At 66.1% G+C, this 13385-nt stretch carries 11 protein-coding genes; 5 read left to right on the top strand and 6 right to left on the bottom strand.

Features of this window, described 5'->3' with window-relative positions; all coding sequences use genetic code 11:
• Positions 1–90: 90 nt before the first annotated feature.
• Complete coding sequence (locus tag V9E98_07750) at positions 91–1668, bottom strand: cellulase family glycosylhydrolase (GenBank protein ID MEI2716876.1); 1578 nt, start codon at positions 1666–1668, stop codon at positions 91–93.
• Between V9E98_07750 and V9E98_07745 the strand changes: the two genes are divergently transcribed.
• Positions 1667–2044, top strand: coding sequence for a hypothetical protein (locus V9E98_07745; protein MEI2716875.1), 378 nt, complete (start codon positions 1667–1669; stop codon positions 2042–2044). The genes V9E98_07750 and V9E98_07745 overlap by 2 nt on opposite strands.
• Before the next feature lie 799 nt (positions 2045–2843).
• On the opposite strand, the gene V9E98_07740 is transcribed toward V9E98_07745, so the two are convergent.
• From V9E98_07740 to V9E98_07730, 3 genes are all read right to left on the bottom strand, one after another.
• Positions 2844–3755 (bottom strand): type IV toxin-antitoxin system AbiEi family antitoxin domain-containing protein, encoded by a 912-nt coding sequence (locus tag V9E98_07740; GenBank protein MEI2716874.1) that lies wholly within the window; start codon positions 3753–3755, stop codon positions 2844–2846.
• A 549-nt stretch (positions 3756–4304) separates the two neighbouring features.
• Entirely contained in the window at positions 4305–5582 is a 1278-nt protein-coding gene (locus tag V9E98_07735) for a VWA domain-containing protein (GenBank protein MEI2716873.1), read from the bottom strand.
• Between the two features lie 595 nt (positions 5583–6177).
• A complete protein-coding gene (locus tag V9E98_07730) occupies positions 6178–6771 on the bottom strand; it encodes a hypothetical protein (GenBank protein ID MEI2716872.1) in 594 nt (197 codons plus the stop codon).
• 242 nt (positions 6772–7013) lie between these two features.
• Here V9E98_07730 and V9E98_07725 point away from each other — a divergent pair, with 242 nt between their 5' ends.
• The 3 genes from V9E98_07725 (at position 7014) to V9E98_07715 (ending at position 9923) form a co-directional block, all read left to right on the top strand.
• Positions 7014–7916: a WYL domain-containing protein gene (locus tag V9E98_07725; protein MEI2716871.1), complete on the top strand. Its 903-nt coding sequence runs from the start codon at positions 7014–7016 to the stop codon at positions 7914–7916.
• Positions 7913–8968 (top strand): WYL domain-containing protein, encoded by a 1056-nt coding sequence (locus V9E98_07720; GenBank protein ID MEI2716870.1) that lies wholly within the window; start codon positions 7913–7915, stop codon positions 8966–8968. Before V9E98_07725 ends, V9E98_07720 begins: the two co-directional genes overlap by 4 nt.
• A 208-nt stretch (positions 8969–9176) precedes the next feature.
• Positions 9177–9923 carry a MerR family transcriptional regulator gene (locus tag V9E98_07715; protein MEI2716869.1) on the top strand — a complete coding sequence of 249 codons (747 nt, stop codon included), beginning with the start codon at positions 9177–9179 and terminating at the stop codon, positions 9921–9923.
• Positions 9924–9956: 33 nt separating this feature from the next.
• Here the strand turns inward: V9E98_07715 and V9E98_07710 are convergent, their stop codons facing one another.
• Entirely contained in the window at positions 9957–10451 is a 495-nt protein-coding gene (locus V9E98_07710) for a DUF427 domain-containing protein (GenBank protein MEI2716868.1), read from the bottom strand.
• Between the two features lie 114 nt (positions 10452–10565).
• Between V9E98_07710 and V9E98_07705 the strand changes: the two genes are divergently transcribed.
• Positions 10566–10703 carry a hypothetical protein gene (locus tag V9E98_07705; GenBank protein ID MEI2716867.1) on the top strand — a complete coding sequence of 46 codons (138 nt, stop codon included), beginning with the start codon at positions 10566–10568 and terminating at the stop codon, positions 10701–10703.
• A gap of 69 nt (positions 10704–10772) precedes the next feature.
• Here the strand turns inward: V9E98_07705 and V9E98_07700 are convergent, their stop codons facing one another.
• On the bottom strand, positions 10773–13328 hold the full coding sequence (locus V9E98_07700; protein ID MEI2716866.1) for a fibronectin type III domain-containing protein: 2556 nt from the start codon (positions 13326–13328) through the stop codon (positions 10773–10775).
• Between the last annotated feature and the right edge of the window lie 57 nt (positions 13329–13385).

Genomic DNA, 13385 nt, shown 5'->3' with positions numbered 1-13385 from the left:
CCGATTGCCGCAACCTCGCCAACCGAGGACGTGATGTCGCCAGATGCGGCGACATCACGTCCTGCGCAGGGGGTAGTCGGACCGAACTGGCTATCGCACTGAACTGCTGGTGGGCATTCCCGTCCCGTTGGCGCAGTAGCCGAACACCGAGACGGTCTGGCCGGGGTTGATCTTCGCTCCCCATGTCGGTGGGGTGACGGTGTAGGTGTCGCCGGAACGAGTGACCTTGCCACTCCAGGAGTTGTAGATCGAGGTGCCGGAAGGCAACGTGAACGTCAGAGTCCAGGTGTCGACTTTCTGGGGCGTCTTGTTGGCGATTTCCGTGGTGGCGCAGTACCCAGTTGCCCACGCGTCACCGCGGACGAAACGAACACTGAGCCCGGTGCTGGTGGGCGTCGGTGTGGGAGTGGGCGTTGCCGTCACGGTAGGAGTCGGGGTGGGAGTGGGCGTTGCCGTCACGGTAGGAGTCGGGGTGGGAGTCGGCGTTGCCGTTGCAGTCGGGGTCGGCGTTGCCGTTGCGGTCGGGGTCGGGGTCGGGGTCGGGGTCGAGGTTGCACCGTACGGAATCCGCTCGCGCCGCATCAGTGCGGTGAGCAGCGACACCTTGTCCTGGTGGACCGTCGTCCAGTCGTCGGTGAGAACACCTCCGGTGTCACCGGAGTTGGGGTTCCACGCCCAGAAGGTCCAGCTCATGCCCTTCTGACCAAGGTGGTCGGCGAACTGACGGAACCAGCGCCCTTCGAGGGAGGCAGTACTGACGTCCTTGGCGCCGAACTCACCGATCAGGATCGGCGCGATGTTCTCGTCGTGGATGTAGCCGAAACCCTTCAGCCAGCGGTCGGCGAGCACGGCTGCCATGTCGGGGGCGGAGAACCACGGCTGAGTCCACACTTCGGGACCGTATTCGTGCGGCGAATACACGACCTTGTGGCCGACGTCCAGGCGCACGGGGTTCTTCCTCACGCCCTCCAGGTTGCCGCCCCACCAGTGAGCGTCGAGCTGCTGGCCGCCCTCAACCTGATTCTCGATCCCTTCGACCAGAATCAACAGATCAGGGTTCTGGGCCAGAACGGCGTTGCCGGCGCGCTCAGCCGCTCGGCGCCAGTCGGTGGTCAAGCCAGTGCCCCAGGTCGCGGAACCGTGCGGCTCGTTCTTCAGGTCGGCACCGATCACGTTCGGCGCGTTCCGGTACCGCTGCGCGAGCTCTCGCCAGCGCGCGACCCAGTCATCCTCGGTGAAGCCGCCTTGGCCGTACCAAAGGTCGTACTGGAACCCATCATCAGCTTGGGAGTGATTGTCGAGGATGACCATCAGGCCCTGGCGACCTGCTTCGGCGATGATCTCGTCCATCATCTGCTGAGGCGTCTTGTTCGCCAGACCGGCGTTCTTCCCACCCCCGAAGTCGATCCCCGACGAGGTGTTCGACGTCAGTGCCTGCAGCGAGAACGGCAACCGGATGACGTTGAATCCCAGTGACTTGATCTGCGCGAGCATGTCCTTGTAGTCGCGCGTCCACAGCCCGTGCGGCGCGTGGTTCTTCGTCTCGAATCCGAACCAGTTGACGCCCTGCAGCACGATCTCCTTGCCGTCAGCGTCGACGATCTTGTTGCCGTTCGTCGACAGGGGGAGTGCCGGCATCCCTGGCGCCAGGGTCGGTGACGGAGACATGGTCGGGGTCGGGGTCGGGGTCGCGGTGGGCGTCACGGTCGGCGCGGGCGTCACGGTCGGCGCGGGCGTCGGGGTCGCGGTCGGCGTCACGGTCGGCGGGGAGGTCTGCGTCGGCGTGGGCGTGGGCGTCGGCGTGGTTGTCGAAGTCGGACTGGGGCTGGGTGCGGCTCCGAAGATGGAGCAAACCCCGGTCGATCCGTTCAATGTCGCGTCACATGTCGGCGGGGTTGGTGTCTTGGCTGAGGTGTCGTTGAACCCGAATGTCGTGCTGGTTCCGGGTGCGATCGTGCCGTTCCAGGCGGCGTTGCTCACCGTCAATGTGCCGTTGCGACTGGAACCGGATCCATTCCAGACGTCGATGATGCCGTCGCTGTAGGGGACCTTCACCGTCCACGAACTGACTGGCTGAGTACCGGTGTTCGTGATGGTTGCGGTGGTGGTGCGACCGGCTCCGCCACCCCATTCACTGTGGATGAACTTCAGCTCCACGGCCGAACCGGTCGTAAGGACGGTAGCCGACGGGGATGCTCCGGCTGCGGTGACAGTGAGACTGGGCGATCCGGTCGGAGTTGCCACTGAGGTGGGGCTGGGCAGGGGGGCGGCTGAAGCCGAGGCCGACACCGCAGACAGACCGACTTGGGCCAGCACAACGCCGACGACCATGAGCAGAACCGTGGGGAGCGTGCGCGATCTCATGAGCAGATGTGGTCCCTTCAAACTGCGCGGCTGGGTCCGGCCTCGCACCGTCGGACGGGGCGACCGCCGTGGTGGGTGTTCCACGAGGACTCCCGGTCCGCACGTCTTGTGACGTTCTTGGACAGGATCCGGTTCGGCTCCGATCGGGTGGCAACTTCTTCCGGGTCCGAACCGCTCCGGGTGTCCCCAGAGGAGCACCTGACTTTCGCCGGACACAAGCCCCAAGACCCGATCGCGCGTGCGGTATCGATTCCGCACGCGACTGGAAGCCCTCCCGGCAGCACCCTCCCCGCCGATCCTGGGCCCGATCGGATCCGGCGGAGTGGTCGAGGAGGTGCCGCCGAGCGTGCCCCGGCGCGCGAGCAGGCGGCTCCTCGCGCCACTTGTTCTGCTTCGTGAGGTTGCTGACGCTCGGCGGGCCCGGCTTGAGCGGGAGCCGCGATCGCGCCATGTGCTCCTCGTCGTGAGGTTGGTGACGCTCAGCGCGCCCCGGCGCGGGAGCACGCGGCCGCGATCTCGGCGATCACCTGGTCGGGCCGTTGCGTGACGTCCTCCCACGTGTAGCGCAGGACCTCCCAACCGGCGCTGACCAAGCGGTTCTGCCGAGTCCGGTCTCGCTGAAACGACCGCCGGTCCGTGTGGAAGGCGCGACCGTCGACCTCGATGGCGATGCGCAGTTCGGCAAAGGCAACATCGGCTACCGCGTACCCGCCGGGCAGTCGGACGCGGACGTTGGACTGCCAGCCGGTGATCCCAGCGCGTCGCAGAAGCAATACCAACTCGCGTTCACCGTGCGAATGAGCGCCCGTCGCGAGGTCCAGCACGATGCGATCGAACTGACGCATCCCGGCCAAGCCCAGCAAGGGGCCAGCCTGCTCGGCAAGCTGATCCATGGTGAGCTTCCGAGACTGAACGGCCTGAAAGGCCACCGTTCGCGCCTCTGACAGAGGCAGGAATCTCAGGAGATCAACGACCGTGTCCCGGATACCCGCGATGCGCCACGGACCAACGCTCTTGGCGGTGATCCCAGGATGAGTGATCACCCGCGCCGCCTGAACCTGATGCCGGCGTCCGACGATCCACGGCCGGGTCCCCAAGTCCACTCCACTCCAGGGTCCATCACCGATGAAAGCGGCGGCCGAAGCGCCGGTGAGCACAACACCTGGATGGCGCAACCCCGCCACCCGGGAGCGGGTGAGCAGATCATCGGGAGTTCCGCTCAGCACCACGACGTCTCTACCGCGGGCCGACCACAACCCCTCCGCGACTCGCCGACTGAGAGTCCGCTGACTCACGCCGACACCGTGGAGTTGAGATCGCGTCAGGACACCTCCTTGGCGAGAGGCGAGGGCCAGCGCACGGGACAGCGGTGGATTCGAGCACTTGGTCATGAGCCGATCGTGAGGGCAACTCGGAGGCGCCCGCAGGCGTCATCCCCAGCCCCGGTACCAGCCAAGCCGGGTCTCACGATCCCGACTGAGACCACGATGATGGGACGCCCTCACCAATCTCGCCAAATCCGGCAACCTTTGAGCACGGGATGGCGGGATCGGGTCCTTCTGTGTGCCAGTAGGGCCTGTTGGGGCTGCCAGCCAGCCTGTTCGGTACGCCAGGTGGCCCAGTTCGGTATGCCTGCCGGCCTTGATCCAGCGGGCCGAGGCGGGGCGTTTCGCGCCGTCACCCCGCGAGCCGATCACGGGCAGCTTCACGGCGGTCCTCCGACCACTGAGGGCACGAGCGAATCGCCCACCCACAACCTCGCAAGGAGCGGTGACGCGAGAGGTGAAACGTCCGGTCGCACTCGCTCCCGCCGACGGATTGCCGCAACCCCGCCAACCGAAGACGCGATGTCGCCGGATATGGCGACATCGGGGGTTCCGGGGCGGGAACGGGCGGGGGGCGGTGGGCGGTGGGGGTGGGGCCAGCGTGGTCCGGGCGGGCTATGCGGGGTCGACCTTGCCGCCCTGCTCACGACCGGAGTAGCCGCGCGACCGTTTGGTGCGGCTGGAGCTGGTGAAGCGCACGGCGGACAACACGTCGTCATCCAGCAGCGCTATCGACTGATCGAGCTCGGACAGTTCCTCGGCAACCGTCCCGTCGACGTCGGGCCCGAGGGTTGTGAGGACTCCCCGCGCCATAGCCAACGACGCCCTCGCCTCGTCTATGTCACCGCTGCGCATGGCGCGCTCGCCGTCGCGCTTGGCGGCCTGGATGTCGAGGAGCAACTTCTCGCGTTGCACGGTGGCGTCCGGCACCCGACCATTCGCCACGTCGAGCGGCACGACGTTCACCGACACGGGCATCATGATCGTGTGCGACTCCAGTTCGGGAATCGACACGAACTCCAGCACAAACTCCGCGACGATGGCCAGACCCAGTGCTGCCATGGCCGGGACGCCGATGCTGAAGAGTAGGCGCCGCTGTTCGCCGGAGTAGAAGTCGCCGAGTTCGACGAGCACGCCTCCGGCCACACCCTGGCTGGGCAGGTCGTTCAGCACCGTGATGGTGGCGACGTCGGTGCCGGTCGGTTTGATCAGCAGGTTGGCGGCTTGCACCGTCTTGGACAGCAGCCCCGCGAGTTCGCTAGCGATGGCCGCGGCCGCGGAGTCCGCTTCTTCAGCGAAGCTGTGGTTGCCCGTGCCGCCGATGGCCAGCTCGGACAGGATCTCGTCGTCGTATCCCACTCCCATCCCGATGGTGGAGGTGGTGATGGCCTGCGAGGCAGCCTTGGCCCCCATGTCGCGGAACTTGGCCGGATCGGTGATTCCGGAGTTGGCGTGGCCGTCGGACAACAGGATGATCGTGGCGCCACCGGAGCCGACAACTCGGCGGGCCTCCTGCAAACCGCGCAGGTATCCCGATGACATGTCCGTGTATCCGCGTGGCTGCACCGAACCGATTGCGTGCCGGATGCAGTCGCGGCCCAACTGCCTGATCGTCGCCGCCGGAATCACGACTTCCGCCACGTCATCGAACACGACAAGCCCGAAGGAGTCGCGCTCGTCGAGTCGGTCGACCAGTGCGAGCAGACCTCGCTTCGCGGACTCCAGCGGCGGACCGGTCATGGAGCCGCTGCGATCGAGGACGACAACGACCGCTTGCTCGGGACGGGATGCGTCCACTTCGCCGGTCGGGGCGGTCAGGTCGAGCAGGACGGTGACGACGTCGTCGTTCTCCACGGCGACCACGTCGATGTCGAGATGTGCGCTGATGTGCATGATTCCCCCAGTTGGGCTGATGTTCGGACTGTTCGGTTGTTGGGACCGTGGCCACCCTGTCCCCGGTCCAGGGTGGCCACGGCTGTGGAGGGCGTCGGTTTCTCAGCCCTCACCTTCACTGTCGCCCCGACGTCCGACACAAATGCTGGGGTGACTCGCGGCGACGGGTGACCGCGGTGTCGGGTGACTGGCGTCGCCGGGGTACTCGCACGATCTGACTCACCAGTGACCGCGACGCGCCGGACCACACCCCTGACAGGTTCCGCACATGGGACCGTATGGACGCCCACATGTCGGGCACCGATCGATCCCGCGGGACTGCGACCCGGAGCCCAGGGTCATCGCCACTGCGATCAGGACGACAACGGCAGCCAGGACGATCAGCCAGGGTCCGAGCACGAACCCGGCGATGAAGAGCACCGGGATCGCGATACACCATGTCAGACAAGACACGCATGAGTTCATGACGAAGCTCCTCTCGAGCTGGCGGGCGAAGTGACCGGTCGCGAGATGACCGGGTCACCTCGCGGATCTGGTCGATTGCTGATCTGGTCATTTGCTGATCTGGTCGCCGACTGTGTGGGTTGCGAGCTGATCAGGTCGCGAGTTCGAACTGGCGCCGGTCTGCGGGTCGACGCACTCGCAGGTAGGGCCGCAGCGCCCGCGCAACGCCGTGATGACCGCGAGGTACGACGACTTCGATATCGGTCACATCGGCGAGTGCCGCGAAGATGTGGTCACCCGAGGCGATGGCGACGCGGGCCCCCATCCGCTGTTCCAGCACGGTCAGCGCGAAGTCACACAGCTGGTGATCGGCGGCGTCTTTGCCGATTTCCGCGGCACGCCACGTCCACCCTGTGAACCGGAAGCACACGTCAGAACCGAGCGCGACACGGGTCGGCTCGGACACCACGGCGAGGCTGAGTTCGGCGTTGCCGAGTTGGACGTAGACCTCCGCCAATGCGGCATGTGCGCGCACCGCATCGATGCGGCCGTCGCGGCCGATCACGATGTTGTCCACGTCGATCAAGGCAATGGTGGCCTGCGGGTTACGGGGCAGGTCGGCGGGACTGACCTGTTGCGCCTGTTGCGCCTGTTGCGCCTGTTGAGTACCAGCACCGGGCTGCCGCGGTAAGGCAGGTGCGGCCTCCGCCGCCTTCTTGTTCGTCATCGCCTTCTTGTTCGTCATCGCCTTCTCCTCCGTTGTGCTGTTCCCACCACGAGGATCGACCCGGCCTCCGACACAACCCGCGACCGATGCTGCGGCCAGCTGTCGCAGAAACGCAGCAGCCGGCGAGCGCGGCGGCCGACGAGCAACCGCGACGCGCACCTGCTGGACTGAAGGCCGGAGTACGAGATTTCGGGAAACGGATATCGAAAGGCTGAAGGCCGGAGCACGGAGTCCGGGATACGGGAACACGGGGAGATGTGGTGGCCAGGCAACCGGGACGCGACCAGGGCAAGGCGATGCAGCGCCATGTCCGCTTGCTCACCCGACTGGCCCAGGCCAAGCCCGGATGGGTCAACCGCGACACGATGATGGTGGAACTCGACTACCCCCAAGCGAGCGCCCGGGACGCCATCGCCCGCGACATCCGTCTGCTGAGAGACCGGGGTTGGGCGATCGAGACGCGGGGGGACGGCAAGGAGATGGCCCATCGACTTCTCGACCAGGATCCCCGGCTGAGCACGTCGCTGACCGAGGGGCAGATCCGGGAACTGTCCCGCGCCGTCACGGCGGCCGGGCGCAGCCCCGAAGAACTGGGGCTGCCCAAACATCCATCGACAACGGTTCCCGCCCCGATCGACGCCAACCTGCAGGTGGCGCTGGACGTCGAGGAGGTTCTGCACGCACTCAAGCACCGGTGTCTCGTGCATTTCACGTACAAAGACATCCCGCGCACGGTGCACGTCGACGAGGTGCGCCGCACCGGGACCGGCCGATGGCGGATCATCGCCCGGGAGGACGGAGTGCAGAAGTTCTTCCGGATCGACCGCATCCAAGACCTGCGCATCGGCGCACCCGGCTCCGCCTCGCCGGCGCAGCGCGTGGCCAAGGACTCCGACCCGCTGAGCATTCCCGACGGCGACCCGATCGTGGCCGTGGTTGCCACAGACCCGGAGCACGAGGACCGAGTGGTGCGTGAGCTCGGGCAGCCACTGTCCCGGAACCAGACGGACGACGCCGTCGAGTTGTCGATCCCCGTGACCAACCGCTGGCTGTGGCGCCGTCGGCTCTACCAACTGGGGACTCGCGCGCGGCTGGTGGGTCCCGAAGAACTTCGAACCGAGGTGCGGCGGGAACTGTGGGGCTACGTGGCGGGGTCGCCATGACCGCCAAGTACGCCGACCGTCTCGCGAAGTCGGCCGAGGCACTGCAGGTTCTGACGCTGCATCCGGATGGGTTGTCGATCGACGACCTCGCCAAGGTGTTGGGCATGGACGTGTACGACACCCGCCAGAACCTGGCCAGCTACCACGACGGCCAGTTCCTGGTCGACGAGTCGGGCGTCAGCCCATTGCTCTTGGCCCGCGAAGCGCCGCCTCCGAACTGGGATGGGATCTCGAGGGATGACTGGTTCTTCGACCATGAAGCCCCCGACATGGAGTCGGCGGTGTGGGTGGCACTGGATCGGGACATCAGTGCGACCGATCCGTTCGGCGTGATGCTGGAGGTCTCCCAGATCGTCGAGTTGCTGATCTACGCCGATCACCTGATGGCCCAGGAGCCCGAGAACGAGGATCTGCGTTCCGCGATCGACGTCCTGCGCGTGAAGTGGGTGCCGGAGATGTCCACGGCCGGACAGACGTTCCCGACGTCGCCGACTCTGCCCATGATCAGGCGCGCGATCGTGGAGCAACGGAAGCTCCGGTTCACCTACAGCCGCGAATGGGAGCCCGGAACAAGCACGCGGGTCGTTGACCCATACGTGCTGCGCCATACACATCTGGGCTACGAGTTGGATGCCGGGCCGGTGGCGGACAACGGGCGGATCAGGACGTACCTGGTCCGCAACATCTCCGACCCGCAGTTGCTGGACGAGACGTTCGAGGAACCGCGCGACAAGGACCGACTCATCCGCAGGAACCGGCAGACAGTCACGTTCCGGATCGTCATCCCGGAGGACGCCAACCCGTCCTTCGAAGCGCTCACCGCGGACATCGAGGTGCCGCCGAAACGAACGACCCGCGCTCCCGGGGCGGAAGTGCTGGTGACGTTGCAGCAGCCGTTCGAGGATCGCCTCGCGATGCTGATGTTCCGACTGGGTCCTGGTGCGATCTTGGTCGAGGACATCGCCCTGATGAATCGATCGGATTTCGCCGACTACCGGACCGCGACTGCTCGCAAGGCCCGCGAACTCCTCACTCATCACGGCCTGGTCTGACCCACTGAGGCTGTCGGCGGGAGCGAACCCGGCGACCGCACCGAGCCCCAGCGCGGAGCCCCCACAAGATCGGTCTCGCGAGTCCTCCGACGGTGCTGATTGGGTTTCAGGCTCACCGGAACTCAGCTGACCGGAACCTACCGACTCCCCCGATACTGGAACTCCCGCCCTTGACATTGACGCTGCGTCAACCCATACCGTTGGCATCGTGACGGAGTGGAGCATCCAGCAGGTGGCCCGCATCAGCGGGGTGACCAGCCGGACCCTGCGGCACTACGACCACGTCGGACTGCTGTCACCCAGCCGACTCGGCAGCAACGGGATGCGGTACTACGACGACACGGGACTCCGGCGCCTGCAACGCATTCTGCTGTTGCGCGAGCTCGGACTCGGCGTCGTCGCTGTCGGTGAGATTCTGGCCGGCGACGTGGACGATGTCACGGCCCTGAACCAGCACCGGAACTGGCTGCAGGCCGAGCAACGACGGCTGGCGCGCCAGGCGACGAGCATCGAGCGCACCATCGCGAGAATCGAGGACGGGAGGCCACTCGTGGCCGAGGAGATGTTCGACGGCTTCGACCACCGGAAGTACCAGCACGAGGCTGAGGAACGCTGGGGCAAGAAGGCATGGGAGCAGGGCGACCGCTGGTGGACGCAATTGTCCGACAGCGAACGAGACGACTTCGGCCGGACCCACCGCGAGATCGCTGCGGAGTACGCGGCAGCCCGTACCGCCGGGCTGGAACCGGACCATCCGCAGGTGCAGCAAACGGTTGAGCGGCACTACGAGTGGGTGGCGACCGGTTGGCAGGGACGCCGACCGAGCGCGGAACAGTTCACCGGACTGGGCGAGATGTACGTGGCTGACGACCGCTTCGCCGCCAACTACGGCGGACCCGAAGGCGCGCAGTTCGTCCGCGCTGCCATGACAGCCTTCGCGGCGCAGCGACTGTAGTAGACCTCGCGCCTCACACCGATCGGCAACTCGTTACCAGCCTTCGGTACCCGGGCCCCCCTTGAAGGGACCGGCGAACCGAGAGGTCGGCCAATCCCCGTAGAAGGAGCCGGCCAGCGGGGTCACCGCTTCACCGTCGACCTCGCACAGGTCAACCTTCTGCGGGTAGAAACACACGGCATCGCGGATGTCGACGTAGCCGGGGTTCGGGTCCGGGTACCACCAGCCCGCGTCACGCACCACCACTGCCCCGACGTGCAGGTCGCCGTACTCGGCGCGCCCCTTGAACTCGCACCAGGACGAACGGCCGTTGGGCACCACGGAACCGGCCAAGAGGTCCGGCTGGGGCACGTAGTAGGCGGGTGCGTGAGCGGTCTCGCAGATCATCACCGCCGACAGCGAGTCGGCGACGACAATGCCCTCGTGGACGACGCGGACCCGCGCGTCCGCCGGACGCACGGCAGGGGGCCGGGGGAAGCGCCAAACGGACTCCTGCCCCGGAAGGGGAGCATCAGGCTTTGGTCTCATGAGGGCAGTGTGGAGTGTCGGTCGCGGGGCCGCACTTCAGTGACATCGAGTTGCGCTCGGTGGTGGCGATAGCGTTGGCGACCAGACCAGGAACTGTCCGAGTAGAGTCCCGGCATGGCCGTCCCGATCGACGTCGCGTGTGAGTACTGCGGGTGGGACGGCACCGTCGTCGCTGACATCGTGGACGAGATCCAATGCCCCATGTGTGGCGAGCCCGTGGTGCCCCAGGCCAACCTGGCCGGCGGCAACTGAGCCACGGCCATCACCCCACATCACACAGTTACGCCGGTGGGCTGACTCAACAGGCGCGGACGCGTTGGCTCAACTGGTGGGCAGGGGCCGATTCTTCAACGGCATGCCGGCGCGACTCCGGGCCGGGCCATCGGCGCGCCGCCAACCGTCCCAGGCCAGGTTGCGCCACGATCCGCTCGAGCGCTGCTTCCAGGACCCCGCCCAGTTGACCGGGTTCTTGGCCCAATGACCCTTGATGCGCTTGTTGTCGAGCCACCCGAAGCCGGTGCGCTTCTTCGCTACCCAATACACGCGCCCGTCACTGAAGGCCTCCGCGACCCGGACCTTCCCCGACTTCCGGAACGTGTAGTACCGCGAGGAGTACTTGCCGCCGGGCACGAATTCCCTACGCTCGGACTTGCGCCAGTCGCTGCGTCCTCCCACCCAGGCCGAGGCGACGCGGAACGAGTAGTTCCCGCGTTTCAGACCCTTCACCTTCGTGGAGTGCGTGGCCCCGGCTGACTGGGCGTCGACATCGGAGGAGGTCATCGGCTCAGTGACCGTGCGCCAGTTCCCATTGTTGCGTCGAGACTGAAGGACATAGCTCGACGGTGCGGGGGATCCCTTGGGTGGCTGCCAACTGACTGCCGCGCCTTGGGCAGAGTGTTCGGCCCAGACTGCGGTGGGCGGCGAACTATTCGGCGGCGGAGTGGGCAGGTTGGCCGCGAGCCAGGCCTGGAAGTCCGCGCCGCACATCGTGTACGCGCCGCCATCGGTCGCCGTGGTCATCGAGTTGGTGCACATCGACGACGTGATCGGCAGGACCGGCCAGCGGTACTGAGCGGTGGGTTTGTACTGCGGGTACTGCGTGATCTCGCAGTCCAACCACAGCTGCGTCGCCGACATCCATCCCGGTGCGTTCATCTGGCCCCATGCCAACTCTTTTCCGCAGCCAGGGGCACTGGCGGTGTAGTAGCCGGCGTTCGACGGTGAATAGGGCGCGGAGGTCGGGTTGGACCACTGACCGAGGTAGCCGTTGGACTTGTAGCTGCTGTCGTAGTTGGAGATCAGACTGCCCAACGCCGTTCCGCCCTGGCTGTCGCACAGCGGCAGCTTCAGGTTCGCGTTAGGGTACGCGGAGTAGAAGCTCGTGTCCATCACGCACAAGCCGGTGACGCTGTTCTGGAAGTCCTGCTGGTTCAACGACGACGGTGTGCTCGTGGTGCTCTCACCCGTCAAGATGATCAGGTTCGAGACACCGCTTCCGGCGAGGTTCTGGTTGCCGAATCCGGTCGCGACCATGGCCTGTGCGTAGGTGCCCAACTGCTGTGTCGCGGCTGCGAGCACGCCGTACCACGCCTTCGACGGGGCCGGCTGCCACGTCGAGTACGAGCCCCATGTGTAGTTGCCGAAGGTCGAGTTGCCGAACGTGGTCGTGGTCCCGACGGTTCCGCCGCACGGTTTGCCGTAGGAGGGGGCGGAGGACAGCGGCTGCGCGCAATTGCCCGCCTGGAACTGGTTGATGTCCAGCAGCCAGGCGTAGTTGCCCGGGCCTTGATTGATGGCCGAGGATGGCGCTGACACCTGACCGCCGGTCCCCCAGATGTAAGGGGCTCCCGCTTTGGACAACTGCTTGCTGATGTCGCTGTAGGTGTCTCCCACCTGCTGCGCCGCGGCATTGCAGTAGGAGGTGACTGTCGAGTTGACGGGGTTGTCGCAGATCACCTGGGGATCGGTGGCCTGCAGGGAACTCGCATTGCCGGCCGCGTCCATGGCCAGCAGATGCTGAGCCTCTACGTAGAGGCCGAGCGCGATGACCTGGGCCTGGTACCAGTACGAGACATACAGGTAGAGGTTGCTGTAGTAGGTGTTCTCGTACCCGAGGGCCGGATTCGACGGCGTAGTGGAATACAGAGCCTGTGCACACGCCTGGAGGGATCCGTCCGACGTGGAACCGGTCACGACGTCGCTGATGTCGTTGAGACTCTCCTGCAGCGACGTCTCGCCGAGCGTGTAGTTGAGCGCCCACTCCTTCATGATCTGGACGGACGGCGTCTGCGTCGGATCAGTCGCAGTCGCCGCTTGCTCGACGTATCCGAGGTAGGACTGCGCGGCACTTTGCACGTTGGCCAGCGCTGAGGTCGCGGCCTGGGTCTGCACCGAGCAGTTGGTGGCGGCGAGCTGCGCGGAGAGCGCGGCGATCTGGTTGCTGATCTGAGTGAGTTGCGCCTGGATCTGGGTCAGCGTCTGCTGGACCTGGGTCAGTTGTTGACTGATCTGCTGCAACTCCTGCATCTCCTCCGCTGAGGTTGCAGCGGTGACAGCGATGCCGATCGCGCTCAACGCCCAACCGATGGGATCGACGTCGAAACCCGACTCGGTCACTTCGCCGCGGCGGCCTTCCCGCAGCGAAGCCTTCGGCGAAGGCTGAAGCGCTGATGCGCTCGTCTCCGGCTGGGGGGTCACCGAGTCCACGATGCCCTGGAAGACCTCGACCGAGACCTGTAACTGCGGCACGACCGTCGGGCTGATCGTCCCGGCTGCATCGACCTGGGGCGGATCAGGCTCTCCGGCCGATGCACCGGGCGCCATGGCCGTCGCGAACACGACCGCCAGGGAAACGACAATGAGCAGCAAACGTCGCATCAGGTCCTCCCGATCTCGATCCCACGCTAGGTCCGAAGCACGACTGATTCACCCCAC

This window comes from Candidatus Nanopelagicales bacterium (assembly GCA_037045355.1).
Lineage (GTDB): Bacteria > Actinomycetota > Actinomycetes > S36-B12.
Note: the sequence above shows the minus strand (reverse complement) of the source record. Positions and strands in the feature narration are given on the sequence as shown.

Coding starts and splice junctions, on each gene's coding strand:
- V9E98_07730 (MEI2716872.1), bottom strand. CDS start 6,771: ATGACGAACAAGAAGGCGATGACGAACAAGAAGGCGGCGGAGGCCGCA.
- V9E98_07735 (MEI2716873.1), bottom strand. CDS start 5,582: ATGCACATCAGCGCACATCTCGACATCGACGTGGTCGCCGTGGAGAAC.
- V9E98_07750 (MEI2716876.1), bottom strand. CDS start 1,668: ATGTCTCCGTCACCGACCCTGGCGCCAGGGATGCCGGCACTCCCCCTG.
- V9E98_07700 (MEI2716866.1), bottom strand. CDS start 13,328: ATGCGACGTTTGCTGCTCATTGTCGTTTCCCTGGCGGTCGTGTTCGCG.
- V9E98_07720 (MEI2716870.1), top strand. CDS start 7,913: ATGACCGCCAAGTACGCCGACCGTCTCGCGAAGTCGGCCGAGGCACTG.
- V9E98_07745 (MEI2716875.1), top strand. CDS start 1,667: ATGGTCGGGGTCGGGGTCGGGGTCGCGGTGGGCGTCACGGTCGGCGCG.
- V9E98_07710 (MEI2716868.1), bottom strand. CDS start 10,451: ATGAGACCAAAGCCTGATGCTCCCCTTCCGGGGCAGGAGTCCGTTTGG.
- V9E98_07740 (MEI2716874.1), bottom strand. CDS start 3,755: ATGACCAAGTGCTCGAATCCACCGCTGTCCCGTGCGCTGGCCCTCGCC.
- V9E98_07705 (MEI2716867.1), top strand. CDS start 10,566: ATGGCCGTCCCGATCGACGTCGCGTGTGAGTACTGCGGGTGGGACGGC.